This is a genomic window from Thermococcus sp. (assembly GCF_027052235.1).
Lineage (GTDB): Archaea > Methanobacteriota_B > Thermococci > Thermococcales > Thermococcaceae > Thermococcus.
This window is the reverse complement of sequence record NZ_JALUFF010000048.1, coordinates 1-26,007: the sequence shown is the minus strand read 5'-3', so window position 1 is coordinate 26,007 and position 26,007 is coordinate 1. Positions and strand designations below refer to the sequence as shown.

General features: G+C 53.4%; 31 protein-coding genes and 1 tRNA gene. 11 read left to right on the top strand and 21 right to left on the bottom strand.

All coding sequences use genetic code 11. From position 1 onward, the window contains the following. Positions 1 to 22: 22 nt before the first annotated feature. From MVC73_RS05550 to MVC73_RS05540, 3 genes are read left to right on the top strand one after another with little or no spacing between them, the layout of a single operon-like run. Complete coding sequence (locus MVC73_RS05550; protein ID WP_297508068.1) at positions 23 to 943, top strand: isoaspartyl peptidase/L-asparaginase family protein; 921 nt, start codon at positions 23 to 25, stop codon at positions 941 to 943. Continuing rightward, positions 943 to 2,124, top strand: coding sequence for an MFS transporter (locus MVC73_RS05545; protein ID WP_297508022.1), 1,182 nt, complete (start codon positions 943 to 945; stop codon positions 2,122 to 2,124). Before MVC73_RS05550 ends, MVC73_RS05545 begins: the two co-directional genes overlap by 1 nt. Next, on the top strand, positions 2,108 to 3,055 hold the full coding sequence (locus MVC73_RS05540) for a radical SAM protein (protein WP_297508065.1): 948 nt from the start codon (positions 2,108 to 2,110) through the stop codon (positions 3,053 to 3,055). The genes MVC73_RS05545 and MVC73_RS05540 overlap by 17 nt, the downstream gene beginning before the upstream one ends. Here MVC73_RS05540 and MVC73_RS05535 read toward each other — a convergent pair. The 3 genes from MVC73_RS05535 to MVC73_RS05525 form a co-directional block, all read right to left on the bottom strand. Further along, entirely contained in the window at positions 3,024 to 3,515 is a 492-nt protein-coding gene (locus tag MVC73_RS05535; RefSeq protein WP_297508018.1) for a hypothetical protein, read from the bottom strand. The two genes, MVC73_RS05540 and MVC73_RS05535, sit on opposite strands and share 32 nt — an antisense overlap. Then, positions 3,505 to 4,440, bottom strand: a complete 936-nt coding sequence (locus MVC73_RS05530; protein ID WP_297508015.1) for a serine/threonine-protein kinase RIO2 — start codon at positions 4,438 to 4,440, stop codon at positions 3,505 to 3,507. Before MVC73_RS05530 ends, MVC73_RS05535 begins: the two co-directional genes overlap by 11 nt. 219 nt (positions 4,441 to 4,659) lie before the next feature. Continuing rightward, a complete protein-coding gene (locus MVC73_RS05525; protein ID WP_297508062.1) occupies positions 4,660 to 5,850 on the bottom strand; it encodes a proteasome-activating nucleotidase in 1,191 nt (396 codons plus the stop codon). A gap of 139 nt (positions 5,851 to 5,989) precedes the next feature. Between MVC73_RS05525 and cas6 the strand changes: the two genes are divergently transcribed. Further along, complete coding sequence (cas6, locus tag MVC73_RS05520) at positions 5,990 to 6,748, top strand: CRISPR-associated endoribonuclease Cas6 (RefSeq protein ID WP_297508012.1); 759 nt, start codon at positions 5,990 to 5,992, stop codon at positions 6,746 to 6,748. Here cas6 and MVC73_RS05515 read toward each other — a convergent pair. Continuing rightward, entirely contained in the window at positions 6,696 to 7,598 is a 903-nt protein-coding gene (locus tag MVC73_RS05515) for a glycosyltransferase 4 family protein (RefSeq protein ID WP_297508059.1), read from the bottom strand. The genes cas6 and MVC73_RS05515 overlap by 53 nt on opposite strands. A 53-nt stretch (positions 7,599 to 7,651) precedes the next feature. Between MVC73_RS05515 and MVC73_RS05510 the strand changes: the two genes are divergently transcribed. Beyond that, positions 7,652 to 8,974 carry a glycosyltransferase gene (locus tag MVC73_RS05510; protein WP_297508009.1) on the top strand — a complete coding sequence of 441 codons (1,323 nt, stop codon included), beginning with the start codon at positions 7,652 to 7,654 and terminating at the stop codon, positions 8,972 to 8,974. A 5-nt stretch (positions 8,975 to 8,979) separates the two neighbouring features. After that, on the top strand, positions 8,980 to 9,345 hold the full coding sequence (locus MVC73_RS05505) for a DUF2304 family protein (RefSeq protein WP_297508056.1): 366 nt from the start codon (positions 8,980 to 8,982) through the stop codon (positions 9,343 to 9,345). Here the strand turns inward: MVC73_RS05505 and MVC73_RS05500 are convergent. The 5 genes from MVC73_RS05500 to MVC73_RS05480 all read right to left on the bottom strand — a co-directional run bounded on the left by MVC73_RS05500 (position 9,342) and on the right by MVC73_RS05480 (position 11,811). Beyond that, positions 9,342 to 9,875 (bottom strand): cytidine/deoxycytidylate deaminase family protein, encoded by a 534-nt coding sequence (locus MVC73_RS05500; RefSeq protein ID WP_297508053.1) that lies wholly within the window; start codon positions 9,873 to 9,875, stop codon positions 9,342 to 9,344. The two genes, MVC73_RS05505 and MVC73_RS05500, sit on opposite strands and share 4 nt — an antisense overlap. Before the next feature lie 5 nt (positions 9,876 to 9,880). Then, entirely contained in the window at positions 9,881 to 10,657 is a 777-nt protein-coding gene (locus tag MVC73_RS05495; protein WP_297508006.1) for a M48 family metallopeptidase, read from the bottom strand. Between the two features lie 6 nt (positions 10,658 to 10,663). Continuing rightward, the gene (locus MVC73_RS05490) at positions 10,664 to 11,029 is read right to left on the bottom strand and encodes a BlaI/MecI/CopY family transcriptional regulator (RefSeq protein WP_297508003.1); all 366 of its coding nucleotides are present in this window, start codon (positions 11,027 to 11,029) and stop codon (positions 10,664 to 10,666) included. 58 nt (positions 11,030 to 11,087) lie between these two features. Continuing rightward, positions 11,088 to 11,165: transfer RNA gene (locus tag MVC73_RS05485), tRNA-Gly, on the bottom strand. A gap of 91 nt (positions 11,166 to 11,256) precedes the next feature. Beyond that, positions 11,257 to 11,811, bottom strand: a complete 555-nt coding sequence (locus MVC73_RS05480) for a methyltransferase domain-containing protein (protein WP_366938937.1) — start codon at positions 11,809 to 11,811, stop codon at positions 11,257 to 11,259. 56 nt (positions 11,812 to 11,867) lie between these two features. On the opposite strand from MVC73_RS05480, the gene MVC73_RS05475 reads away from it, so the two are divergent. Genes MVC73_RS05475 through MVC73_RS05465 form a run of 3 tightly spaced genes read left to right on the top strand, consistent with a single transcriptional unit; the run spans position 11,868 to position 13,305 of the window. Then, on the top strand, positions 11,868 to 12,506 hold the full coding sequence (locus MVC73_RS05475) for a hypothetical protein (protein WP_297508000.1): 639 nt from the start codon (positions 11,868 to 11,870) through the stop codon (positions 12,504 to 12,506). Continuing rightward, positions 12,503 to 13,036 carry a nucleotidyltransferase gene (locus tag MVC73_RS05470; RefSeq protein WP_297507997.1) on the top strand — a complete coding sequence of 178 codons (534 nt, stop codon included), beginning with the start codon at positions 12,503 to 12,505 and terminating at the stop codon, positions 13,034 to 13,036. Before MVC73_RS05475 ends, MVC73_RS05470 begins: the two co-directional genes overlap by 4 nt. Beyond that, positions 13,030 to 13,305, top strand: a complete 276-nt coding sequence (locus MVC73_RS05465) for a hypothetical protein (RefSeq protein ID WP_297507995.1) — start codon at positions 13,030 to 13,032, stop codon at positions 13,303 to 13,305. Before MVC73_RS05470 ends, MVC73_RS05465 begins: the two co-directional genes overlap by 7 nt. 44 nt (positions 13,306 to 13,349) lie before the next feature. Here MVC73_RS05465 and MVC73_RS05460 read toward each other — a convergent pair whose 3' ends face one another. The 9 genes from MVC73_RS05460 to MVC73_RS05420 form a co-directional block, all read right to left on the bottom strand. Further along, positions 13,350 to 13,862, bottom strand: coding sequence for a hypothetical protein (locus MVC73_RS05460; protein ID WP_297507992.1), 513 nt, complete (start codon positions 13,860 to 13,862; stop codon positions 13,350 to 13,352). Positions 13,863 to 13,927: 65 nt separating this feature from the next. Then, positions 13,928 to 14,221 (bottom strand): nucleotidyltransferase domain-containing protein, encoded by a 294-nt coding sequence (locus tag MVC73_RS05455; RefSeq protein WP_297507989.1) that lies wholly within the window; start codon positions 14,219 to 14,221, stop codon positions 13,928 to 13,930. Beyond that, positions 14,218 to 14,604: a HEPN domain-containing protein gene (locus tag MVC73_RS05450; protein ID WP_297507986.1), complete on the bottom strand. Its 387-nt coding sequence runs from the start codon at positions 14,602 to 14,604 to the stop codon at positions 14,218 to 14,220. The genes MVC73_RS05455 and MVC73_RS05450 overlap by 4 nt, the downstream gene beginning before the upstream one ends. A 25-nt stretch (positions 14,605 to 14,629) precedes the next feature. Continuing rightward, the gene (locus tag MVC73_RS05445) at positions 14,630 to 14,926 is read right to left on the bottom strand and encodes a DUF2103 domain-containing protein (RefSeq protein ID WP_297507983.1); all 297 of its coding nucleotides are present in this window, start codon (positions 14,924 to 14,926) and stop codon (positions 14,630 to 14,632) included. Positions 14,927 to 14,957: 31 nt separating this feature from the next. Next, on the bottom strand, positions 14,958 to 16,664 hold the full coding sequence (gene arcS / locus MVC73_RS05440; RefSeq protein ID WP_297507980.1) for an archaeosine synthase subunit alpha: 1,707 nt from the start codon (positions 16,662 to 16,664) through the stop codon (positions 14,958 to 14,960). Positions 16,665 to 16,673: 9 nt separating this feature from the next. Continuing rightward, on the bottom strand, positions 16,674 to 17,579 hold the full coding sequence (locus tag MVC73_RS05435) for a coiled-coil protein (RefSeq protein ID WP_297507977.1): 906 nt from the start codon (positions 17,577 to 17,579) through the stop codon (positions 16,674 to 16,676). A gap of 113 nt (positions 17,580 to 17,692) precedes the next feature. Then, entirely contained in the window at positions 17,693 to 18,538 is an 846-nt protein-coding gene (locus MVC73_RS05430; protein WP_297507975.1) for an ATP-dependent Clp protease proteolytic subunit, read from the bottom strand. Between the two features lie 36 nt (positions 18,539 to 18,574). Then, positions 18,575 to 19,522, bottom strand: a complete 948-nt coding sequence (gene arcC, locus MVC73_RS05425; protein WP_297507972.1) for a carbamate kinase — start codon at positions 19,520 to 19,522, stop codon at positions 18,575 to 18,577. Positions 19,523 to 19,642: 120 nt separating this feature from the next. Then, positions 19,643 to 20,902, bottom strand: coding sequence for an NAD(P)/FAD-dependent oxidoreductase (locus tag MVC73_RS05420; RefSeq protein WP_297507969.1), 1,260 nt, complete (start codon positions 20,900 to 20,902; stop codon positions 19,643 to 19,645). A 262-nt stretch (positions 20,903 to 21,164) separates the two neighbouring features. Between MVC73_RS05420 and MVC73_RS05415 the strand changes: the two genes are divergently transcribed. Both MVC73_RS05415 and MVC73_RS05410 read left to right on the top strand, forming a co-directional pair. Further along, complete coding sequence (locus tag MVC73_RS05415) at positions 21,165 to 21,602, top strand: hypothetical protein (protein ID WP_297507966.1); 438 nt, start codon at positions 21,165 to 21,167, stop codon at positions 21,600 to 21,602. Beyond that, the gene (locus tag MVC73_RS05410) at positions 21,578 to 22,195 is read left to right on the top strand and encodes a hypothetical protein (protein WP_297507963.1); all 618 of its coding nucleotides are present in this window, start codon (positions 21,578 to 21,580) and stop codon (positions 22,193 to 22,195) included. Before MVC73_RS05415 ends, MVC73_RS05410 begins: the two co-directional genes overlap by 25 nt. Positions 22,196 to 22,212: 17 nt before the next feature. Here the strand turns inward: MVC73_RS05410 and gor are convergent, their stop codons facing one another. The 3 genes from gor to MVC73_RS05395 all read right to left on the bottom strand — a co-directional run bounded on the left by gor (position 22,213) and on the right by MVC73_RS05395 (position 25,785). Next, entirely contained in the window at positions 22,213 to 24,171 is a 1,959-nt protein-coding gene (gene gor, locus MVC73_RS05405) for a glyceraldehyde-3-phosphate:ferredoxin oxidoreductase (protein ID WP_297507960.1), read from the bottom strand. A 133-nt stretch (positions 24,172 to 24,304) separates the two neighbouring features. Further along, positions 24,305 to 25,432 carry a fructose-1,6-bisphosphate aldolase/phosphatase gene (fbp, locus tag MVC73_RS05400; RefSeq protein WP_297508050.1) on the bottom strand — a complete coding sequence of 376 codons (1,128 nt, stop codon included), beginning with the start codon at positions 25,430 to 25,432 and terminating at the stop codon, positions 24,305 to 24,307. A gap of 116 nt (positions 25,433 to 25,548) precedes the next feature. Beyond that, a complete protein-coding gene (locus MVC73_RS05395; protein WP_297508047.1) occupies positions 25,549 to 25,785 on the bottom strand; it encodes a hypothetical protein in 237 nt (78 codons plus the stop codon). Positions 25,786 to 26,007: the final 222 nt, after the last annotated feature.

Below are 26,007 nucleotides of genomic sequence, written 5' to 3'. Positions count from 1 at the left end.
TTTCTTTCATCGGGTGTGCCGGATGGTAGCGATAATAGTTCACGGCGGGGCCGGGACGATAAGGAAGGAGGAGAGGATTCCAAAGGTAATAGCCGGCGTTAGGGAAGCTGTACTGGCCGGATGGAGGGAACTCAAGCGCGGTTCTGCACTGGATGCCGTTGAGGAAGCGGTCAAAGCCCTTGAGGACAATCCCCTCTTCAACGCCGGAACCGGGAGCGTTTTGACACTCGACGGCAGGGTTGAGATGGACGCTGCAATAATGCGCGGGAAGACCCTTGAGGCAGGTGCCGTTGCCGGAATCTGGGGGGTTAAAAATCCGATAAGCGTCGCCAGAAAGGTGATGGAGAGAACTGATCACGTGCTCTTGATTGGCGAGGGTGCCGTAAAGTTCGCCCGCCTGCTCGGCTTTGAGGAGTACGACCCAGTAACCGAGGAGCGGTTGAAACAGTGGAAGGAGCTCAGAAAAAAGCTCCTTGAGAAAGGGGAAACCAGGCACTGGAAGAAGCTCAACGAGCTGATAAAGGAGTACCCCGAACTGCTCAGGAGCACTGTTGGGGCGGTGGCTTTCGACGGCGAGGAGGTGGTTGCGGGCACGTCAACCGGTGGTGTCTTCCTCAAGGTCTTCGGCAGGGTCGGGGATACGCCGATAATAGGTGGCGGAACCTACGCCAACGAAGTTGCGGGGGCTTCCTGCACGGGACTCGGTGAGGTTGCCATAAAGCTCGCTTTAGCTAAAAGTGCCACCGACTTCGTTAGACTGGGGATGAATGCTCAGGCCGCGAGTGAGGCCGCTATAAGCCTCGCAACGAAGTACTTCGGCAGAGACACGATGGGCATCATAATGGTTGACTCGAACGGAAACGTCGGCTTCGCCAAGAACACGAAGCATATGAGCTATGCCTTCATGAGGGGGGGCATGGATGAACCGGAGGCTGGTGTTTAGTGAAGAAAACCATCAGAAACATCTGGCTCCTTAACTTCTCCACGTTCTTTTTCTTCCTCGGGATAAGTTTGACCAACCCAATAGTTTCTCCCTTTGCTATAACCCTTGGGGCGAATCCCTTTCTAGTGGGCCTTATAGCGGGCGTGACTTCGTTCCTCTCTCTCATCTCAAAGCCCATTGGAGGATTCATAGGGGACAAAGGTTACCGCCTTGAGCTGATGATGGCTGGAAACGTTATATCTCTCATTAGCGGCATTCTCTACGTTGTCTCGGCTCATATATCAAGCATATCCCTCTTCGCCTTTGCCAGAGCACTCCACGGCTTTTCTATGGGGCTCTTCTTCCCGTCGAGTCTCTCAACGGCTGTGGATCTAGCACCCGTCGGGAGGATTGGGGAAACCCTCGGCTGGCGCGGGACGATGTTCTCCCTCGGCAACATAATAGGCCCGGCTCTTGGGGGCTACCTCTCGGACTACCTCGGCTTTGCCGGGGCTTTCTCCTTTGTGTCAATTTTCTCCACTGTGGGTTTTCTCTTTGTGGTGCCGGTATGGAGGGAGGTTGGTAGAATACGCGGAGAAGACGGTAGGAGCGGTGAGGTTCATTACCGGGCACTGCTGAAGGCTTCTTTCGTATTCACCTCCCTGGCCCTTCTGTTTTTCTCCGCCTCATATTCGGGAGTTTTGACCTATCTCCCCGCCCTTTACAAGTTCCTTGGTCTTCCCCAGCGGGTTTTTGGTCTCTACATGATGGTCGTTGGGGCAACAAGCTTCATTACAAGGTTGGTGGGTGGAAAAACGGCCGACAGAGTTGGTCCGGTTCCGGTTTCCTCCGTTGGGATTCTGGTGGTTATTGTTGGGTACACCCTCCTCAACTTCATGATCTTTCCCCCGGACTCGTATCTCAGCGCCATCTTTATCGGGGCGGGCTTTGGTCTCGCGGTTCCTGCGATGCAGATGATGGCCCTAGCACCCCTCCCCGGAAGAATACGCGCCATGGGGTCGAGTGTATACACGATGTTTTTCGACCTCGGAATGCTCGGAGGTCAGGTTACCCTCGGCTACGTTGCAGATGTTGGAGGTTATAAGGCGGTCTTTCCCATCCTCCCCTTTCTTGCCGGCGTAGCCCTTATAAGCGTCCTCGTGCCCAAGTTGAAAGGTGAAGGAAGTGCCCGGGCTAGTTAGGGTTTCCTACGGTACCGCGATAGCCATGGGGCTCATAAGGGCGAAGCTCCTTGCCAGACCGACGACGGCTTACCTCATGACATACTGGCCTGGGAAGTGCCTGAACGACTGCGCCTTCTGCGCCCAGGCACGCTCAAGTAGAGCCGACTGGGAAAAGCTCTCCCGCGTCACGTGGCCGGCCTTTGAGCTCGATGAGGTAATCGAGAACCTTCCCAACGGTAACTTCTCAAGGCTCTGCCTCCAGACGGTTGATTACCCGGGGATGCACGGGGATGTGCTTGATTTGCTCTCCGAACTATCTGCTCTAGGGCTTCCCGTTTCCCTCTCTATAACCCCCGTTGGGAGGGAACTCCTTGAGGAGTTCAGAGGGCTCGGAGTTGATTACATAGGAGTTGGCCTCGACGTTGCGAGCGAGAAGCTCTTCAATGAGATAAAGCCCGACCTGAGCTGGGAGGGAATCTGGAGGTTTATCGACGACGTTGTTGGAGTCTTTGGAACCGGGAGAGCTCTCGTTCACATCATCGTTGGTCTCGGTGAGACGGACAGGGAGCTTGTGGGGACAATGAGAAGGGTCTACGAGATTGGAGGGGACATTTCCCTCTTTGCATTCACACCGATCAGGGGGACGAGGCTTGAAAAGGCGAAGCCCCCTTCCATGGAGCGCTACCGCAGGATACAGCTGGCGAGGTGGCTCTTAGAGAATGGAATGGAGGACGCCATAGTCTTCGAGGGAGACTCCATAGCGGGCTTTTCACTCTCTGTGGAAGAGCTTTCGAGAATCCCCCCTGAGGTCTTCTCGACCCACGGCTGTCCGGGTTGCAACAGGCCCTATTACAACGAGAGGCCGGGGAAGGAGCCCTACAACTACCCCTTCCGGCCCAAAAGGGAAGAGGTCGAGTTCATCCTGAGAGGGCTCTTATTACCTCGTTGAACTCCTCAAGGGAAAAGGTCTCCTCAACCCTTTCTCCCCTTGCCAGCCTTACGAGTGCCTTCACGAAGCGGTGGAGCTCCTCGTCCTCTTCAATCAGCTTCAGAGTGCTCTCCATGTTCTCGACTAGGTCGGATAGCCTCCCCCTGACCTTCATTATCCCGAGGATATCACCCAGTCTCCTAACGCCAAGGCGGTAGTGGTCGTTGCTTGGCGCCCTCAGTATGGCCCTCAGCGCGCACTTAACTGCCCCACGGTAGTTGTCCTCTTGGATGAACACGTCCGCGAGGCGGAAGCAGGCCTCGAAGTAGAACTCCGGCTCAACGTCAATGCTCTCGTGCAGTATCTCGTCGAGCTTCCTCTTGGCGGTCTCAAGGTCGTTCCTGTTCTCGGCCTCTATGGCCTCTCTGAATAGTTTAACTATTTTCTCCCTTCTGTTAAGGGGCTCGTACTTAATCACCATCTCCCTCACCCCTGCTCTCCTTCCAAGCCGATTTAAACTCGGGCCAGACCTCCTCGAAGGGAATCCTAACCCCCCACCTCCTCCTGAAGGCGTTGAGTATGACCGTTATGTCCCTCTTCAGGAGTTCGTAGCTCTCAGGGTCGGCCGTTGGGAGGTACTGGGCCCAGTCGATTATCATAATCCCGCCATCCCTCAGCAGGACGACGTTGAACTCGCTTAAGTCGGAGTGCACTATTCCGAAGCGGACGATCTTCAGGTATTCCTCCAGCACCTTATCGAGGGTCTCCCTCGCCTCTTCCCTGCTTAAATCCGTGTCGCGGAGCTCTGCGAGCTCTTTTCCGTCGATGAACTCCATCACGATGACGTGCCTGTTCCAGGCTATTGGTTTGGGGACGCTCGCTATCGGGTTCAAGAGCACCAGGGCGTCGTATTCCTTCCTCGCTATGAGCCTCGAAACGTAGAGCCAGCTCGTGTGATGCTTGTCGCGGAAGACGCTGGAGTGGTAGCCAGCTTTCCTCGATGCGGTTCTCCCGCCTATCCTGTTGAACTTGACCGCGACCCTCTCTCCGGAGGGCGTTATCCCGACGTAAACGTCCGCGTCCTTTCCGACGCCTATCTGGGTCGTGCTTATCGCCTCGATGACGCCTTTTCTGGCGAGGGCCCTTATGGCCAGGGTGTCGTAGCCGTGTATCGTGAGCTGGTAACCTATGTAGCCTATGTCGCTCCTGCGCCTCACGAGGCCCCAGTCGTCAAGCCTTCCGAGCCTGAATGATGCGGTCTCAACGTCGAGCCTCGCGAACTTCGCTATCTCCTCAAGGGGCACCCAGCGGTGGTGCCTCATCTTGAGCTCAACGGCCCGGAGTAACCTGAAGTCGAGGTCTTTGAGGTTGGGGTAGGCTTCGAGGGCCAGCAGCTTGCTAACCATACGCTCTCCCACCCGTGTTTTTTCGGCTCTCTTATAAACCTACGGCCGTTTTCCCTGTTTTAAACTTAGGTCTCAACAAGTCCCCATTTAGATGCCTGAAATGTCAATTGGAAATGTCCTTTGAGAAAATCCCTGTTTCCTAGCGTGGTGGATGCAGTAAAACGGCTTAATCGCAAATATCGCCTCAAGCCCACGGGGAGCGTCAAAAATAAAAATGTATCAGCCGTACATGACCTCGTGCATCGCTATCGCTTGAGCGAGCCTCTGCTCGGCCCCGAGAACCTTCTCGACTGCCTTCAGGAAGTCGTGCTGGGTGACGTAGTCGCGCCTGTCCCTTATGGCGAACATTCCTGCCTCTGTCGCTATTGCCTTCAAGTCTGCACCGCTCGCTCCCTCTGTGAGCTCGGCTATAACTTTGAGGTCAACGTTCCTGAGGTTCATCTTCCTCGTGTGAACCTTGAGTATCTCAAGCCTTCCCCTGAAGTCTGGGAGTGGAACCTCTATGAGCCTGTCGAAGCGTCCGGGCCTGAGTAACGCTGGATCAAGGATGTCGGGCCTGTTGGTGGCCGCTATAACCTTGACGTTTCCACGCGGGTCGAAGCCGTCCATCTCGGCTAAAAGCTGCATGAGTGTCCTGTTGACCTCTCTCTCCCCGCCCGTTGTTTCGTCCATTCTCTTGGCTCCGATAGCATCTATCTCATCGATGAAGATTATGGTCGGAGCCTTTTCCTTGGCCAGCTCGAATAGTTCGTGGACTAAGCGGGCGCCTTCGCCAATGAACTTCCTCACGAGCTCGCTACCGACGACGCGGATGAACGTTGCGTTGACGTGGTTTGCCACTGCTTTCGCCATCAGGGTCTTTCCACACCCCGGTGGGCCGTAGAGGAGGATTCCCTTGGGAGGTTCGATTCCAATTCTCTCAAAGAGTTCCGGGTGCTTGAGGGGCAGTTCGACGGCCTCTCTGAGCTCCTGTATCTGCCTGTCGAGGCCACCTATGTCGTTGTATGTCACGTTTGGCCTCTCTATGACCTCGAAGCCCAGAACGCTCGGGTCCTTCTCGCTCGGGAGTATCTCAACGACGGCCATTGTCCTCTGGTCGAGGGCAACTCTCGAACCGGGCTTGAGCTTGTCGCGTTCCACCCAGGGGGCTATCCTCACGACGAAGCGTGGCCCGTTGTAGTTCTGCACTATGGCCCTGTCATCGTCGAGTAGCTCTATAACCGTTCCGGCGAAGGCCGGTGGCTGTCTGAGCCTCGACATCTCCATCCTTAGGCGAGAGAGCTCTCTCTCAAGCCTCTCCTTGTCCGCTTCCAGGGTTCTGACCTGGAGTTCAAGCTGTCTTATTCGCCTCTTCAGGAAGGTGATGTAGTCATCGTAACCCTCGTTGAAATTTGCATCCTCGATGCTCATGTCTCTCACCTAACTAGATTAATATTGGAGCCTTTTTAACTCTATCCACTTCCGGGTTAACATCCTGTCCAATCAATCGCGAAATTCTTATTAACTTTCGATACTTACTAGGGTATAGTGTAGAACATGGGGTGGTGGAATGAGAGTGGAGATTAAACTTAGGCCCGCTGAAGATGACACACTTCTGCCGTTTAACTATAACTACGACGTTTACACCCAGCTCCTTGAGAAGATAAGCATAGTATCCCCCGAGCTTGCAAGAGAAGTCGAGGCGAGTCAGGTTGACTACTTCACCTTCTCTAGGATAATGATAAGGAAGAGGGAGATAGTACCGGAGAGGGGCATCAGGGTTCTCTCGGATGACGTTTCCCTCTACGTCTCGTCTCACTCGCCGGAGGTCATAAAGGCCATAAGCGAGGGCTTCATAGACAGCCCAACGCTTAGAATAGAGGACGCGACCTTTATAGCGGAGGACGTTAGAGTCCTCAGGGAGCCAAAGCTTAAGGGCAATTCCCTCTTTTCCACCCTCAGCCCCATCCTCGTGAGGACGGTCAGGCTCGTGGACGGGAAGATGAAGGTATGGGATCTATATCCCGACGACCCCATGTTCCAGGACAAGCTCCGCAAGGTGATGCTCCTCAGGTACTCTACCCTCTACGGTGAGATGCCACCCAACAAGGACTTCAGAATCGAGGTCATAAAGTTCAAGCCCGTCAGGATACTCGTCAGGAACGTCTACTACCGGGGCTCCCTCATGGTTTTCAGGTATTCCGGCTCCGAGGAGATAGCGAAGCTCGGCTACGAGAACGGCTTTGGAGAAAAAACGAGGTATGGCTTCGGGATGGTCAAGGTAATCGAGTCAGAAAGAGGACGAGAAGACCAAGGGAAAGCTCAATGAGCCAGACCATCGCGACGAGCTTCGGCTCGTTCACCCTGATTTTTCTCATTATCAGCCCGAGGAAGCTCGGGTAAGGCGGGGCCTTAAGGGTTCCATCCGGCAAAACTTCGGTGCGCCCGTGCTTCCTGACACCGAAGCGCACCCCTATTGCTTTTATCGTGAAGTCCATGAAATGGGGGATGAGGAGCAGGCCGGCGTAGAACTCGACCTTTCCAAGGATTCCCACGAGCCCTATGAGGGCCCCCAGTGAAAGTGTTCCCGTATCGCCGGGAAAGACCCTCGCTGGATACCTGTTCCAGAGTAGAAACCCGAGGGACGCCCCAAGGCCGGCGAGCGCTAACTCCCTCGCGGTGCCCCCGGTTATTAGGGCCAGAAAGGCGAGGGCTATGGCACTCGTCCCGGCCTCAAGGCCGTTGAAGCCGGCCAGCATGTTCACGAGGTTTGCCGAGCCGACAACGAAGAGGATGGCGAAGAGGGGATACAGCACACTGAGGTTGATGGCATAACCGGGAAAGCTCACCCAATCCGGGACCTTTACGAGTGCCACCGGAAGGGCCACTAGGATTGACAGTAGAACCTTGTGGAACTGCTTTAGGGCCGTAAGATCATCGAGAACACCGATGAGGGCGAAGAGGAGGAAGATAATAACGGGTACGCCATCAACACCGACTAATGACGTGGCGAGGGCAACTGACATTACCACAGCGAGGCCCCCCATTTCGGGAACCTCGGGCTGTTCAAGCTTATGGATATCCCGCCCCACAACACCGGCCTTTTTCATGAGCCCGGCCACGTAGGGCGTCAGCGTGACCGAGAGGATTAAAGCTATAAAGAAAGCCGTTCCAAGCATCTCTGACACCAAGGCACCTTGGTCTCACCAAAAATAAACCCTTCGGTGATAGCATGGATATAAGGCTGGCCGTCTTCGACCTCGATGGCACCCTCATCGGGGCCAAAAGGCCCTTCAGCGAGATAAAGGAAGAGCTCAGGAAGAGGCTCATCGGAATGGGAATAGATGAGAAAGTCGTTGGTGACCTAACCCCAATGTATGAGGGTCTCCTGAGGATTTCGAGGGAAACGGGGATACCTTTCGAGGAGCTTTATTCAATCCTCGTTGGACTGGAGACAGAAAGGATGGAGGAGAGCTTCCCCTTTGAAGGGGCCACTGAGCTCCTCGAATTCCTGAAGAATAGGGGCGTGAAGCTCGCCATCATGACGAGGAGTTCCAGAAGTGCCGCCGTTAAAGCCCTTGAGATGAACGGTCTAATCGGCTACTTCGACATAATCTCCACAAGGGACGATGTCCCTCCGGAGGAACTGAAGCCCAGTGCCGGCCAGCTGAGGAGGATTATCTCCTCCCTCGGTGTTCCGCCGGAGAAGACCCTCGTCATAGGCGACCACGGCTACGACGTGATTCCGGCGAGAGAAGTTGGCGCCCTAACGGTTCTGGTAACGGGCCACAACGCCGGAAGGATGAGCTTCCAGGTCGAGGCGGAACCCGACTTCGAGGTGGAGAACCTGCCGAAGCTGAAGGCCCTCCTCGAAAGGCTCTTCTCAAGCTACGTTGTTGTTCCGGCGTACAACGAGGAGAAAACCATAGGCTCTGTCCTTGAGGAGCTCCTGAAGTACTTCAGGCGTGATGAGGTTGTTGTCGTAAACGACGGCTCCAGAGATAGGACTGAGGAGATAGCGAGGTCCTACGGCGTCCACGTTCTTAGGCATCTCGTCAACAGGGGGCTGGGCGGTGCACTTGGGACCGGCTTCGCCTACGCCCTGAGGAGGGGGGCGAAAATTGTGCTAACCTTCGACGCCGACGGCCAGCACCTCGTTGAGGATGCGCTCCGCGTTATGAGGCCGGTTGCTGAGGGCAGGGCGGACTTCGCCGTCGGCTCAAGGCTCAAGGGTGACACGAGCGAGATGCCCTTCGTCAAGAGGTTCGGCAACTTCGTTCTCGACTTCGTGACTGCAATCTTCGCCGGGAAGTACGTCAGCGACAGTCAGAGCGGGCTCAGGTGCCTGAGCGGCGAGTGCCTGTCCAAGATAAGGATAACCTGCGACCGCTACGCCGTTTCGAGCGAGATAATCATCGAGGCCTCCAAGGCAGGATGCAGGATCGTCGAGGTTCCCATAAGGGCCGTTTACACCGAATACTCCATGAAGAAGGGCACCAACATATTTGAGGGGATTAAGATTGCCCTCAACCTGCTGTTTGACAAGTTGAGGTGATGCCCATGTACGCCGTGCAGTACATAGCGATCATCGTTACCGCCGGTTTGATGCTCTACGTCATCGGGAAATACGGGAAAAGAGAGCTCGAATGGGGCGACCTTATTTTCTGGGAGGTTCTGCTCGGGGTTCTTCTTGTCATAGCCCTCTTCCCAATCGAGCTGGCCAACTTCATAAAGACTATCCTTGGCCTCGGAAGGGGTCTCGATGCCCTCTTCATAGTGGCGATAGGCCTCTCCTACCTCCTGCTGTTTAAGGTTTATCTTGCCGTTGACAGGACCGAGAGGGAGATAACCGAGCTGACAAGGAAGATAGCGATAGAGCTTGAGGAGATAAACGAGAGGCTCAAAAAGCTTGAGGAGAAAGGTTAGAAGTCCTCGCCGAAGAGCTCCTCAAGGAAGAGCCTCACGCGCTCCTTTGGGAGCTTGAACTGCCTTATCTTTATTATTCCCTTCTCCTGTGCCTCCTTCAGGAGTATCTCTGTGGCCTCGTTGGGGTACATCTCCTCGTAGACGATCTCCTTTATGCCAGCGTTGACTAGAAGTTTAAAGCAGGTGTCACAGGGAAAGTGGGTAACGTAGAGCGTCGCTCCCTCAAGGCTTATGCCCTTCCTAGCCGCCATCGCTATGACGTTCTGCTCCGCATGGACAGCCCTGTGGCAGTGGCCGTCAACTATGAGACAGCCAACGTCTATGCAGTGGTCCATTCCCCTTGGTGCACCGTTATATCCAGTCGCCAGAATGTAGCCGTCTTTGACTGCCACCGCACCAACTCTCAGACGCGGACAGGTTGCTCTCAGAGAGACTAGCTTTGCTATGAGCATGAAGTACTCGTCCTTCGTTGGTCTGACCCGCTTTATCCTCTCCGCCTTCTCCTCGTCTAGCACTATCTCTACTCCCATACCCATCACTGCAGGTTCCTGTTCGCAAGCTGGTTCATCTCATAGGTTATGCGCCATATCCTCTCCTCATACGTTGGGTGGGTCTCTGGGATGAACGTGAACTTCTTCTCCCTCTCTATGCCCGGCTCTATGCTCGGGACACCGCTGACCTTTACGGTTTCCCTCAGGTCTTCGTAGTACTTCAGCTCCTCAAGGGCCTTCCTGAGGCTCATGGGCACCTTCAACAGCCTCAGCGCCGTCTCGTCGGCCTTGAACTCCCTGCCCTTCATAAAGGAGCTTCTCTCGACTTCGTAGCCGATGTAGAGGAGTAGTGCCAGGAGTCTCACAAAGTTTGAGCCCAGGGCCAGAAGAACCAACGTCGTCACGGCGAAGAGATATCTCCCGTAGGTAACCACCGGAAAGAGCATCGTGTCCCCGTTCTTTATGTGGCCGAGCTCATGGGCAGCGACCGCCAGAACCTCGTCCCTGTCGAGGACTTCGAAGAGGCCCAGCGAGAGAACTATCGTGTTACCGAAGGAGTAGGCGTTGGGTATGTAATCATCGAGGAGGTAAACCTTCGGCATAACAATACCCGCCCTCTCGGCGAGCTCGGCTATGCCGTCGTAGAGCCAGGGGAACTCCCTTCTCTCCAGTGGCATTAACTCATCGCCGAACCTGTGCCTCGAAGACCAGAGGTAGATTATTGCAAGCGTGAAGGATACCCCCAGGATGAGGGCGAGGCCAGACCTCCCCAGCGCGTAGAGTATCAGGATTGCCTCAAGGGGTATCACGGCGTACAGCATATCCCATCACTTCTTGATCTTTGAGAGGTATGCGTACGTTGCCTCCCTGAAGTTCTGCATGAGGGCATCGAGTATGCTCTGGACCACTTTCTCCTCGAACTCCTCCCTTGTTGTCGTTATCGAGTAGACGTACCTCATCCCGCCCCTTCCCCTCTCGACGCGCCTCTTGAGAAGACCGCGCTCGCAGAGCCTGTTCATCAGTATGCTCACGGTGGAGCGCCTTATGTCGGGGTGCTTCTTCTTCATGTACTCGTAAACCTGGCCGGCGGTTGCCACCTTGACCTTCCACATGTGCTCCATAATCTCTGCCTCAAGGGGAGGAAGAACGGCCTTTATGCCCTCCTCGTTGAGCTTGAACTCGTGAGGCTCCATGACAACACCTCCCAATTTAAGTTCCCCCCGAAGGCTAAAAGCTTTACCCAGAAAAGTGTGGTGCGGTGGCCGGGATTTGAACCCGGGTTACCGGCTTGGGAGGCCGGTGTCCTAGACCAGGCTAGACTACCACCGCACGACCCGGTCGTTAGTAAGTGGGCCCTCTTTAAAAATTTTATCCCGGCTTTCTCGCTACAATCAGCCTCACTACACCCCTGTAATAACTCTCAACAAGCTCCGGCTCGAAGAACCTCTCTACAAGCTCGTGGGTGTTCCTTAGGGGGGTCATCATCGAGAAGGGGCTTTAGGATGAGCTTCATCGGGAGGAGGAAAAGGTAGTCAACAAGCCTTGAGTCGCTTCTCGTGTGTTCGAGGAAGATGGCCCTTCCGCCGGGTTTGAGGACGCGCCTTATCTCAGCCAAGCCCCTCTCCGGCTCAGGTACGGTGCAGAAGACGAAGGAGGAAACGACGGTGTCAAAGGTGTTGTCCGGAAAGGGGAGATTCTCGACGTCAGCTACTTGGAAGCAGGCATTAAGCTTCAGCTTGTCGGCCTTTTCCTCGGCCAGCTTGAGGGTCTCCGGAACTGCATCTACTCCGCATAGCTCGATGTCCTTGGGGTAGTACTTCAGGGTCTTGCCGACCCCGATGCCCACCTCCAGAATTCTCTCCCCCTCGATGAAAGAGATGGCCCTTTTCCTCAGCGGGCAGAAGAACCTGTCGAGTGGCCTCTCCAGCGTCTCGTAGTGGCTGGCTATTCTCGCGTACTTCTCCCTGAACGACATGGAGAAACTACCGCAGGGCTTTTAAAAACCTCACCCAACGGCTCCCCGGTGGGAGCATGCCGTACCTTGTGATAGAGCATCTTGAGGATATAAGCGACTGGCTCTGGCTTGAGTACAGTCACGTGGCAGAGTGGTGGAAGGATAAGCTAATATTCACGAACGTGAGAGAGGACGAGAGGGAGAAGCTGGCCAAGCTCGGGAGCGTTATAAGCGAGAGCGTAACGAAGTTCCCCTTCGACCGCTCCAAGCTCATAGTCCTTGACCTTCAGGCGGAGGAGGAGCTCAGGCCAGAGGATATTGATGAGGATACGGTGATAGTCGTCGGCGGAATCCTCGGCGATGCGGTTCCAAGGGGCAGAACGAGGGAGTTCATAACGTCGAAGATGGAGGGCGTTAAGGTCAGGCACATTGGAAAGCCCCAGTACTCAATAGATGGTGCCTCAATAGTGGCGAAGCTCATAGCGGACGGAAAAAGGCTCAACGAGATAGAGTACGAGGAGAACCCAACGGTAAAGCTCGACGAGTTCAGCGAGATAACGCTCCACTACGCGGTGCCAAAGCTGAACGGGAAGCTCTTGCTCACACCGGGACTGGTAGAGCTCCAGAAGAGAGAGCTCGGCTATACGGAGGCAGATGAGGAGATAAGCGACGAGGAATTAATCGAGTTCTTCGAGGGAAAGAGAGATTTGGGGTGAGGCTGTTGGAAGTTCCCAAGGAGCTTGAGGAAATCCTTAAAGTGCTTGAAGCAGTTGGAGCTAGGGCGTATCTCATAGGCGCCCGCGCCCTCCTGATGTACGGGGCCATAACAAGAACAACGAAGGACATCGACTTGATGATAACAGTTGAGGACCTAAAGACGTTGAGGGATACCCTGACCAAAGAGCTCAGAAAGCGTGGATTCATGGTTCAGTGGAGATCATGGGGTCTGCTTGTGAAGTCAAAAAGGGGCCTTGAGGTTGACCTAAACACTCCTATGCTACTTCTTGACGAGGAATTTCAAGGGAGGGCTAGAAGAGTTTACAGAAACCTTTACCTTCCTTCGCTGGAGGACCTAATTGTAACTAAACTGATGTCCCTTGAAAGGAAAGACTATAGCGATATAAAGGAAGTTTTTAAATTTGCCGACAAAATAGATTTTGATTACTTATGCAGGCGGGTTCAGCAGGCAAACCTTGAGAGGGAGTTCAACAGAATCGCAAAACGAATAGGTGTGCCAACATGCTAAAGCTCTACCAGATAATGCCAAAAGAGGTTATCAGGATTTTATCAAAGCACGGTTTTCGGTTAGTGGGCCCCTGGAAGGAGTACTACCTTCTCAGGGGGAACGCGCTCCTGATAAGTGAGCTTCCTCTGAAGATAACCTTTAGGGGAAGGGACAGGAGTGTTGTGGAAGAACTCAGACCCTTCGCCTCTCGCGTAGTCGGGGGCAAAAACAGAGTCTCAATGAAACTAAAGGGAAGCAGACACTGGCTTGTCTTGGAGTTCGAGGAATAAAAAGAAAGATTACGTTTTATGGTTCTTTCTTCTCAACATTCCAATCAGCAACAGCGAGAGGAGAGCGAGAATTCCGGGCCGCAGATCGCCTGAACGCTGAAGGCGTGGGTCTTCTCTGGCACGTAGAACCTCACGGAAGTGCCATCGCTGAAGACTATCGTCCAGTAGCCGGGACGGTTCCTGTCGGGACAGGGGACTGCGGGATCGTATCCAGTTTCCCCCTTGATCTCATAGTAAGCTGAGATTCCTTTGGCATATAGTTGCCCGTTTGGATCATACAGGGCTTTAATCCGCGGCTTTTTTCTATCGTGGAACACGAACACAATAGCTCTATCGGGTTTGCAGGCTTTCTCTACAATCCTCTGAAGATCCGCTGGCAATGTTGAATTGGATGAGTCAATGATAGGATTGAATTTTATCTCATAGTCCCCGTATTTATCCTTATATGCAATGGTCAAATAGTAAATCTCCCATGCCCCAACGCTAGGAATTGTGACCAAGATTAGAACGGCCAGAACCGCAGCAATCAGTACCAACCGCCGCATTTTCTCTTCCACCGAAGGGTATAGTAGATTAAGAGTGGAAAAATTCAGCCCGATAGACCAGCGGAAGTCTGATTGCATTAAATAACAATCCCTTCCCTCAGGGCCTCTCTCACAATCCCCAGCCTCTTTTTCTTCCTCTCGAACTCCTCGGGTGTGTAGCATAAAATCTCAAAGTCTCCAATTATTCCCGCCTTCCAGAGGAGTCTCAGAACGTCGCTCGATCTCTCGGTGAAGTGCTTTCCACGGAAGGCCTTTGAGACAACGATGATATCATAATCGCTGTCCTTGAGGTAGTCTCCCCTAATTCGGGAGCCGAAGAAAACTATCCTTGCATCTGGATAATGTTCCTTCATGACCTTCGCAACTTTCAAAGTCCAAGCTTTTCCCTGCAAAACTCGATCACCTTCCTGGCCTTTTGAAGATGCTCAACGGCCATTCTCTCGTTGTAAATCCTAGCGGGCACTTCGTTTGCAGCGTCTGGGTATCTCGTCACGATGTACTCCGGATTCAGGTCAAGAAGGGCGTCTATAATGTCCTCATCTTTGATCTCCAGCTCGTCGGCCAGCCTGAGAAGACTGTGGGTTTTAGGAGGGAAGTCTCTCTTTAATTCAATGTAAAGGGCCTTCAACGCCTTTTCCGCAGCCTGTTGGGAAAAGAACACGCTGGCATAATACCTTTTAACCTCAATCAAAGCCTCTGCAGTTTTCAGGTCTTCCAGAGCCTGCTCCCACAAGAGCCTTGCTTCGTTCCGCATGGTTGGTGTATTTCACAGAATCAATTTAACTTTTTTCACTCCTAAAAAGTCCCTCAATCTCCTCCCTAACCCTTTCCCTATCGGCCCTATCCACAACAAGAAAGACCTCCTGAACGGAACCGTCACTCTTTGCTATGAGCTTTAACCCCGTCTTTGTCTCGCAGGAAACCTTGATCTCAAAGCCCCTCGAATCGCTCGCATATATCCTGCCCGGGATGACCTTTTTAACACCGGGAATTCTGGCTATCCCTTCTAAAGGCTTCTCAAGGCCCTTCAGAAAGTGGTGCTCCCTCTTCACCCCGCGCTTGAAGTGCTTGGGCATGGTAGAAGAATGGGGAAGAGTCTTTAAAATTTTAAGCTCTCTTCCTCACCTTAACGGCTACTCCCTTCTTGGCCCTAACCATCTCCTCTCCAGACAGAACCGCCTTCCCAACACCGACAACTCTATCGTCTCTCACAACACCGACTATGTCATCAGGGCGAATCCTTTCGTCGGCCTCGTTCACGCCAACCGCAAAAACGTCTCCCCTAAGCTCGAAGTCAATCTTCACCCAGTAGGCCTTAAGCTCATCGTAGATGCGCTGCATGCCGAAGGGCGTGACGCTTATAACGCCTTCCCTGAAGGTTCCTGTCTGCTGGTTGTCAACGAAAATGCGGAGCATCTTCGAGCCCTTGACGTGGCCGTCTTCTGGAAGAACCGCCTCTCCAGCGCCTGCGCCAAAGTAGAAGTCGAAGACCTTCCTAATGTTCTCGAAGTAGCGGTAGGTTCTGTCTTCCTTGCTCCCCTCAAGCTGGAACTCCTTTAGGGTGTCGGTAAGGGCCCTTAGGCTCTCCCTGCTCGTCGTACCTTTCTTCACTTCCGTGAAGATTATTTCCCTTCCGCTCAGCTCGCCTGCAAGCTTGGCTATCTCAACGTAGGCCTCATCGAGGTGCGCTATGATGGGGACTTCCTTCGGGTACTTTTCGAGGGTTTTGGCTAAAAGCTCGGCGGCAGGTTTTATCTCCTCCTCGCTCCAGTGGCCTGTAACCACTATGTCGTATTTAGCTAACCACTCCCACTCCCTTGGAACGACACCGAAGGGCGAAGTTAGTATGAGCTCGTGGATCCTGCTTATTCCCGAGCCTAAAGCCTCTTTCATAGCTTTCCTGTAGAGGGTGTGGGAGCGGGAGAAGGAGTAGGGCTTTTTAGCCGAGCACGGGAAGAGGAGAAGCAACTCGGTGTTCTTCGGTGGGACAAAGCGCTCGATAACGCGAGAATGCCAGCGCTTTACCTCTGGCCTCCTTATCGAGGCGTCGCTTATGAAGTAGACGGTCTCCTTCTGTATGGGCGTGTACTTTTCGAGGTAATCAGCTTGCTCCAAATCGGCTATGCGGAGTATTCCAGCGTGGTACTGGGTGTGGAAGAAGTTCTCAACAAGATAGCGGAGCTTTCCCTCTTCGAGGGATTTTCTAACGAGTAGAATGGTTTCCCTCGCGAAGTCGAGGGAGTTCGGCTCTTTACTCCAGATGAAGGGGCTGAACTGGGTGAAGCCTTTGCCCTCGAAGTCGTAGAGCTTTAGCGAGCGCGTATCAAATGCATCAACGCCGAGGTAAACGGCGAGAGGATAGAAGAAGGGCTCAAGGTCGGCTATTATCATAACGTTGGGGAACCTCTCCCTTAACTCGCGCAGGATTTTAACGAAGTAACGGTACTCCTTAACCAGAATCTTGGAGTTGCCGAGGTAGACCGCCTCAAAGCCGTACCTCTCGATTATCTTGAAGAATTCCCCTAAATACTCGGTTCTCCTCAAAGCCGGCAGGTAAAAGGCGTTAAATCCCTCGTAGTTCACGCTCCAGAGCCTGCCTATGGCCTTTTCTATAACATCCTCGGGCGTGTAGAAGCCGAGGGGTATTGAGGGTGCTAGATTAAAGTCGTAGTTACCGGGTTCGTCCGGGTGGAAGAAGGAGTTGAAGGGGGAGAGCGTGAAGTCTACCCCTACCAACGCGGGCGTCCTGAAGGAGTACTCTCCAAGGCGGACTAGCCCGAGCCTTCCGGGGCCCTCGTGTTTGAGTACCTCCATGGTCAGGCCTCAGACGAGGTTGTACCTCTGGAGGAGGAGCAGTTCATCAAGTGTAAGCTTCTCGCCCCTCTTGAACTTCTCAAGGGCCTCAACGGCCTTCTCGAAGTTGGCATCCCTCTTTGCCCTCATCCTAGCGACGAGGCGATATGCTATGAGCTCCTTATGCTTTTCGTCATACTCCCTTATCTTCCTCTCCAGCTCGCGGAGCTGCCTTCTGACTTCTCTGACCTTCTCGCGGAGCTCGACGACCTTGGCGTGGTACTCATCGGCTTCCTTCTTGACCTCGTCGGCCTTGTTGAATGCCTGTATCATCTGCTCGTGGAACTGCTGGCTCTGGTTCGCTAACTTCTGTATCTCAAGGCTTATCGCTTTTCTCGCCTTCTTAAGCTGGTCAACCTTCTTCCTCGTCTCAACGAGCTTCTTGTGGAAGCGGTCGGCCTGCTGTATTATCTCAAGCTCTGTCGCGAGAACCTGTATCTGATCAACGATCTGTTTCTCCCTCTCGGGGGTTATGTTCGGGTTGGTCTGGAGCTCCCACTCAAGCTTCTCTATTCTCTCCTGTATCTTCTCGGGTGGCATCTTGAGCCTTCTGAGCTGGTTGTATTCGTCCCTCTTGGTCTTGTATTCGAGTATTTCCTGGTAGAGGAGATCGAGCTTTGCGTTTATCTCCTCCCTGTTCTTCTTGAGCTCCTGTATCTTCTGGTTGATTTCATCGCGCTTGGCCTTGTATTCCCTCCCCTTCTGGCGGAGTTGCTGGACTTCCCTGTTCTTTTCATCCCTCTTCTGAATCCAGACCTGGAGCTCCTTTTCAAGCTCCTCCAGCTTGGCCCTGATTTCATTTCTCTCCTTCTCAAGGGCCTCAAGTTCTCTCTTGATCCTCTTAATTTCCTCTGGGTCCACTTTAACCGTTGGCATCGCTCTTACCCCTCTTCACTTTTTAGAACAGCTTTCCTCACTCGACATCTGGACTGAAAAAGGAGGGGGTAAATAAAAACTTTTTGGCTGTTCTTTTCCGACTTCAGTTTGGGTCACTTCGAGTTCTCCGCCTTCTGTGGGTAGGGCATGAACTCGACCGTTCCGCGTTGCTTCATGGGTTGCTTGTACAGCTCCATCAGGGCGTAAACTTCCGGGGGCACATCGCTCTCAACGTGGAGCCCGAGTTCCTTGGCGTGCTCGAAGGTTATCGGGTAGTCGTGAGTCCACCTGCCCTCGGTGAGTATCTGCGCCAGCTCCTTCGCCTTCTCCTCACCATAGCGGTCCTTCAGGATGCTATATACGAATTCCTGGACCTGTCTTATGGCCTTCTCGGCGACGTCCGCGAGGATGAGAGTCTGATCATCTGCCTTCTCGGGGCCTTTCTTTTCAACGGCCCTCAGGATACTCGGTGCTGGATACTGGCCGAGCTGAGGGTCAACTGGCCCGAGAACGGCATGGGGGTCCATTATTATCTTATCCGCCGCAAGGGCTATCAGCGTCCCACCGCTCATCGCGTAGTGGGGGACTATCACCCTGGTCTCAGCCGGATGATCGTGGAGGGCCTTCGCTATCTGAGTCGCAGCCAGAACGAGTCCACCCGGCGTGTGGATTATCAGGTCTATCGGCTTGTCCTTGGGGGCCATCCTTATGGCCCTCAGGACTTCCTCGCTGTCCTCTATGCTTATGAACTTGTAAAAGGGAATCCCGAAGAGTCCTATGCTCTCCTGCCTGTGTATCATCGTTATTACCGTTGAGCCCCTCTTGCGGGACAGCTGCTGGAGCAGTCTGGCCCTCGCCATCTGAAGCCCCTTGTACTGCATCTGGGGCCATAGGAGCAGGTAGAGGAAGAAGAGCCACCATATCAGGGAACTTAAAAATCCACTTGCGGTACTGTCCATCGGATCACCAGAGGGTAAAGATGCAAAAGGGGTATATTAACCTTTGGAACGAACCTGAGTTCCAGTTTTCCCCTCAAGGGCTTCAACGGCCTTTTCGAGGGACGCTATGATGGCTCTCTCCCCTCCCCATTCAACGAACCTTATTACGGCCAGAACCTTCGGCCCCATGCTACCCTTCTTGAAGTGGCCCTCCTGGTAATAGCGCCTCAGCTCCTCCGCCGTAACTTCTCCCAGCCACCTCTCATTTGGCTTCCCGTAATTTATCGCGGCCCCGTTTACATCTGTCAAAATCATGAAGATGTCTGCCTTTACTTCCTCAGCTAGCTTTTCTCCAGCCAAGTCCTTGTCTATTACTGCCTCCACACCCCTAAGCTGGCCGTTTTCCTCAACGACCGGGACACCACCGCCACCGCTCGCTATAACAATGAAGCCCTTCTCAACGAGGTCAACTATGACAGGAGCCTCGACGTGACCCTTCGGGTCAGGGCTTGGAACAACGCGCCTCCAGCCCCTTCCAGCATCTTCAATGACTGTCCATCCCTTCTCCTTCGCGAGTCTCTTTGCTGTCTCCTCGTCGTAGAAAGGCCCGACGGGCTTGCTCGGGTTTTGGAAGGCCGGGTCGTTCTTGTCCACGATTGTCTGCGTCACCACGGTGGCGACTGGTCTCTCTATCCCTCTCTGTCTCAGCTCGTTTATGAGGGCCTGCCCTATCATATAGCCAATCTGCCCCTGTGTCATCGCTCCAGCCACGTCCATCGGCTGGGCGGGGATTCCATAGAGCTGCTGGCCCGCATCCATGTGGAGAAGAAGAGCCCCAACCTGAGGCCCGTTGCCATGGGTTATGACTACCTCGTATCCCCTTTCAACTATTTCCGCTATCTGCTTCGCGGTTTTTCTCACGTTCTCCATCTGCTCCTCGTACGTCCCCTTCTGACCCCTCTGGAGAATCGCGTTGCCACCCAGTGCTATGACGACCCTTTTCATGCTCTCACCTCTGTGAATGGGTATGTCCGCGAGGATAAAAATGTTCGTTAGACTTCAATCATGTTCATCTGAAGAAGGTTCGGGTAAGGAAATGGCCCTTCGACAAATGTAAAGGAAAACTCAGAGGTACCACTCCCCGAAAGTTCCGAGGCCAAGTTTTTCGAGGTTTCTCATGACGCCTAGGGCGATGCCTTCGACTTCGATTCCTCCGGGGAGCTTGTAGGCGTCGCCGACGATGTACACATCTTTAACCGGGAAATCCTCAACAGTCTGTCCGCTGGCAACCCTGTTGACAGGGTTTCCGTTGAGGTAGGTCTGGATCAGAAGGATTTCTCCTTCATCGTCGAGGTTCGGGAATATGCGGTAGATGTCCTCGATGCCCTTCCTCTGCTCGGCCCTGACGTTCTTTGATTGGAGCGCGTGGTGGAGCATTATCAGGGTGTAGCCCTCTTTCGCGAGCTCTGGAGAGATGCTGGAGGGCTCGTTGTAGCCGTTTATCCTCTCGGTGTCGAGGGTAAAGACCACGGTGTTGCCGATCCTCGGTTTGCCTTTTAAGGCAACGTTGTACTTTATCCCCTCGCTCGGCTTAAGGGAATCAACGCGCTTCAGGTAATCGCGGTCGAAGTAGTCCCTTCCGATGAGTTCAACCGTCTCCTTTATGCCGATGTTGGAGATGAGAACGTCATAGTTCAGCTCGTCGCCATCTGCTGTGATGACCTTTTTTTCCTCGGGCTCAATCTCTACCGCTTTCTTCCTCGTGAGGATTTTTCCGCCGTTGGCTTCGGTAAGCCTTGCCAGCTCGTCCGTTATTACTTTACAGCCACCCTTAACGAGACCGGGCCCTCCCCACTTCAGGGCCGCTTTTATCTCCCTCGCTAGCTCTCCAGCCGGAACGTCCAAAACACTGTCGGCCCAGCCGAGGAAGCTTTTGATGAAGAGGTCAGCAAACTCGTTGTCGCCTATTTTTTCCCTTATCCACTCGCGCCCGCTCATCTCGGGGTCATCGACGGGAAGCTTTCCGCGCTTTATGTCGAGGAGGAGTTTGGTGGCCCTCGCTTTCTCCCGCCAGCCGAGATACTTCCAGCCTTCTCTGTAGTGGAAGGTTTTGCCCCCGTAGAATATCATGCCCTTCGGGTTTGAGTTCACTATCTGAACGTTTGCACCGAGAAGCTTTAGTAGGTAAGCCAGAGGCCCGTCTTCGCCGTGGGGGAGCATGTGGAATGCCCCCGTTGAGAGGCCGAAGCCTTTGTAGTTTAGATTCGTGAAGCGGCCGCCAAGATAGGGAGCCTTTTCGAGGACTGTAACCTCGTAGCCGTTCTTTGCCAGGAATGATGAAGTTAAGAGCCCACCTATTCCTGAGCCTATGATGACAGCCCTCATTCTACCACCTGAAGAGATGACATGAGGAGAATTATAAGACTTTGGCCGTTGCATGGTCATGCAACTCTTTTACTCGGGGTTCTTTTAGTTTATCTTAAGATTAACACTCAAAATAAAACGAAAATTCTTACTTAAAATAAAGAAAAACTTATAAGGACGAAGACTAACTTCTCATCAACAAAAGCATACAAGGCCTTCCCGAAACGATAAAAGCAAGTCCAGAAACCCAGAGCTTAGCTGGACTTCAAGAGAGGTGATTCTAGTGCTTTCTTATTTACTTTTTGCCATCTTGGCTGGCCTTGCAAAGGGAATCGCGCTGTTAATTCTAGGTTTAACTGGAGCATTAATTTCACTCCTAAAGCCATCTACGCTTAGGAAAAAGGCTGTGGCACTAATCTTTGTTCTATCCCTCCTGTCCCTTAGGATAGTTTATGTTTTCGATGATATAACGTTGCTTCATCTCTTACTTGCTCTTTTAGCGCCCATTATATATGTTACAGCAGGCGTTGAAAGTGTAGAAACCACGAGGACGTTTGCGGTTGGACTTTTTGTCTTTACCTTGGTTTCCACAGTTAGTTCAGGTTCAGGTATCCTCACCATAGCAATATTAGCACCCACACTTCTTGGACTTCTTGTCCTCTACGGAGTTGAGAGAATGATTAGGAGGGATACAGAATGCACAAAGAACTGGTTGGATTGATTTTGCTGGGAATGCTAATGGCGTCGAGTTATGGGCTCTGTATAGGGAGTACCAAGGTAACCATAAAAGCCACGATAAACGAGAACTGGACACAGTTCAACTTAACTCCGGGAGACGTTATGATAATACGGATTTTGAACGTCAGTACCGCCAACGTGACCTTTATAAGAGGCCCAGGAATCCTTGTGTCTTCAATCGGCGGGAAATATCCGTCTCTGGCCCCGATAGTAACTCTCTACTTTGACCTCAACGGCAGCGTTTATGCATTCTTTCCATCAAAAACATTCAGCCTGGGAGAATGGAAAAAGGGCGGGAATGTAACCATTATGTTAGCCGACAGGAAAATAATGCTGAAAAACGGGAACATAATTAAATCCTTTGAAGCGCCGACTGAAATTGAACCCGTCCACTACCTAACGGTCAGGACAACTTCACGGATGATGAACGCCACACTTCAGATTGAGGAATTCAATCTCTTTGATAAAAATCCACGGAGAAACAGCGGGACAATACCTTCGATGAGCTTCCTTTACTTCCTTGTGGTACTGGGTATGGGGGCTGTGGCTATCGTCCTGTATAAAAAGAAGGGATAAAAATCTCCGCTTTATTTTTATAATCTCCACTCAACCCTAAGCTCCTCGCTGTATGCATCGAGAACTTTCTCAAGGTACTCCTTGGCAGTTCCGACCTTGTCCAGCTTGAACTTCTCCGCCCACCTGACGTTCCCGAACTCCTCGCTTCCCCTGGCGACAAGGTCAATGACCCTCATTGAGTCCCAGAATACCGGCGTGTAGCCGGCCTTCCTCGCGAACTCGATGAGGCGCTTAATCTGCTTCCTAGCGTGCTCCTCCATGTCCACGTTCTCGCCATAGGCCTCCATGAAGAGGGCCTTGAGAACCGGCTTCATCCAGCCGCGGTGGAAGCGGCACCAGCCAACGTTGTCGTACCAGAACTCCCAGAGGGCGCTCGCTATTATCTTGCTCGCGAGCTCCTCCGGCTCAAGGAAGACGCCGAACTGGTAGAACGTCCAGTATCTTCCCTGTATCGGGAGCGGGATGTAGTTGCCGATGGCCCAGTACATCGTTGGAGTCATCTCGCCATCTTCGCCGAGAGGTGTAAAGACTGCATAGTCCTTGAAGCTTTCTCCATAGCTGAGCCTGTCCTTGAACTTCTCGTCGAGGATTACGCTCGCCTTCCTCTTGCCGAGGCCGAGTATCTTCGCTATCTCGTTCTCGGCGAACGCTACTCTGTGGGCCAGCTCTGCAACCAGCTTGGCGTTCTTCTCGCTCGCCTCTACGGGCCTCTCAAGCAAAGCATCCTTCGTGAAGTCCGGCCTATCGCTCAGCCCGACCTCCTCAGGCTTGAGAAGTCCGCGGTGGACGAGCTCAAGAACCCACGCAGCTGTGCCACCGAACTCTATTGCGTCAAAGCCCATCGCATCCACCGCAGGAACGCTTATGTCACTCGCGCGGAGTGTTATGACGCCACTGAGAGGGCCGTTGGCCTCCCTTGGCTCGTACTCGATGTGGTGACCGTTGGCGTACTTCTTACATACAACCGGGCACGGCTCGCCGCAGTTCGTCCAGTTCTTCGGCTCTATAGCCTCCTTGTTGAAGGGTTCCCAGTAGTACTTCATTATGGCCTCGTGTATCTTTATGCGCTCCTCCTTCGGGATGTATGGCATCTGCCAGTTGAGGATTGGCACGAAGTCGCCCTCAGCTGGGTAGTTCCCTCCAAAGGTTCCACCGGTTTTCAGCTTTGGATTGTACTTGTACTTGACGGTCTTCTCCGCTATGATGTCGTTGTAGGGCTTTTTGTGGACGCCCTCAACTATCTCCTTCGCCGTTCTGAAGGATGAGATGTCCTCCCCCGGGAAGGCCCTCTTCCTCGGCTTTCCGCCGAAAATTATTCCGACGACGTTGTGGGCCCTGAGGAGAACACTTCCAGAGCCGCCTCTAGCGGCCCAGTCCTCGCTACCCACAACGCGCTTGCCCTTCCTGAGTGTCTGGGAGAATATGGCGCCATAATTGCTGTTGAGTGCAGCAGGCCCGACGACCGCTATGCGGTACTCAAAGTCGAAGCGCTCACCGAAGGTATCTATGAGGTACTGGGTGAGTGCATAGACGCCTTCCTCGCCCTTGTAGTCCCTCCAGATCTCAATGATTTTCTCAAGCTCTATCTCATGGAGCTCGACATTCACGTTCTCGCCGTCGTTGTAGAGGAGCACAACGACTGGCTTCTCGGCTTTCCCCTCAAAGGTCACAAAGTCAACTCCGACGTTCTTAAAGGCGTAAGCCGCTCCACCCATGGCAGAGGGGAAGAGCGTTCCGTAGAGGGGTGAGCGGAAGAAGAACATGAGCCGGTGCGCTCCAGGTAGGATTGAACCTGAGAAGGGTCCCATACCCATTACCACGATGTTTCTCGGGTCGTATGGGTCTATGCCATGGGTTCCAAGCTCTTCATGGAGCTCAATTCCGTAGTCTATGATGCCGTAAACGTCTTTCTTCTCGATTTCCTCGCCCTCAACATTTCCCTCATCAAGCTTGAGATGAAGCACCGTGAACCTCATATTAGCACCCCCGTGTATCACTCCGGGTGTTAGCTCTCTGCTGAACGATATTTAAGGCTTCCGATTGGATTCCACCGTAAAAGTTTAGCTTGATGATATAAATCAGTTGCCTTTCAAAAATGGGAGAAGGGGGTCACTCAATATCCTCGAAGCGGTCTTCAAGCCTCTTGAGAACCCCCGGAAGGGTCGTGTACTCCATCTCCTCCAGAGGTAGGCGGTGCGGTTCGAAGGGCCCGTGCCTGCGCATGTACTCGGTTATCTCAAGTGCCTTCTGCCTCGCGTAGTCGAATGCCGGATCGTCGAAGAGGTCAACCGGACCGACGAGCTCTCCCTTCGGGCTTATCTGCCAGCCAAGCGCTACCACCCTCGGCGGGCCGTCGAAGCGGGTGGGATTGGCGTCGCACATTGAAACGGGCATTATCGGGCCGTTGTGTGAACCCCTCATCCAGCCGCTGACGAGGTGCGGGAAGGCGAAGGGCTCAAGAACTTCCCCAAGGGCCGGAAGCCCGCTCTGGGCCCTGACTATCGCCACTGGATCGTCTTTTCCAACGTATTCGCCAGCAACTTCGTAGAGCTTCTCTGTGCTTACAACAGCCACTGGTTCGTCCGTCGGGAGCGGGTGGCCCTCCTTCGGGTAAACGCGCTTGATGACGTACCTGCTTTTTGCTCCAATGAGTGCCAGCAGGTCGTAGAGCTCCTCGGGCGTGTTGAGAATGACGCGCTTGTGCTTTAGAATGTCCCAGACCTCAAAGCGGAAGCCCACGTGCATCTTGGGGTCTATAACGAGACCGGCCGTGTTGAAGGGGTCTGCGAACATCCTGAATATTGGCAGGTTGAAGGCACCGGGTTCCGTCTTGTCCATGTGGAAGGTAACCACTGGCTCGCTCTTCCTGAGGGTGAACTCCATCTCCGCAACTCCGGGCCCGAGACCGCGGACGTTACCGCTGAAGGCGTCTTTGAGCAGATCCTGGCCAGCCCCGTAGAGGCCGAGCTCCTTGGCGACTTTCGTTGCCTCCTTGAAGGCCTCCCATGCGAGTCCGTGTATCTCAGGGCTGTCGGTCCCCTTTGTGTGGGTCATTATCAGCTGAAGGTCGTCGCCGCATCCTGTGACATAGAAGTCTATTATTGTCCCCTCTTCCCTGGCTTTGCTCAGGATTTCCTCTGCGGTTTCTATGAGCTGGGGGTGAACCCTGGAGTGCCCGGGCCATCCACCAACATCAGCCTTGATAACGCTGAGGGTGATTTTCTTCCCAACCAGCATGGCTACCACCGGTGACTTTAACGACCTCCATGCTTATAAAGCGTTAATATCACCTGTGATGATACACAAAGAAGCGGTAAAAAAAGCCCTTTTGTCCCTGCGTGGGAGGAGATTCCTTAGTCGCAGATATCCTCCCATCCGAACTGTTCCTTCACGACCTTTATGAGGTTCTTGAGTTCTTCTTTCTTGACGTTCACGCTTGAGCTTGCACCGACGAGGGCTATTATTCCGTGAACCTCCTCTTGGAGCTGGATGACGTCGTCATGGACTTTGATAACGCGAAGCTCCCTCTTTGCGGTCTCGTCTTCCCCAATCTTGAACTTATCCTTTCCAATAACGACGGGCTCCTCCATGGGAACCACCGGTATTATTTTTGTGAGTTAATGTTAATAAAACTTCCGTGTGGGGCAAAATTTATAAATATGATTGGGCTAAGCTAAACCCGGACGGGGGCGTGGTGTAGCCTGGTCCATCATCGCGGGCTCCAGAGGTATGAGGACTTGCGGGTTTGCTGAGCGGGGATGAGCCTTTGGAGCTCTGACCCGGAGAAACCCGCGGACCGGGGTTCAAATCCC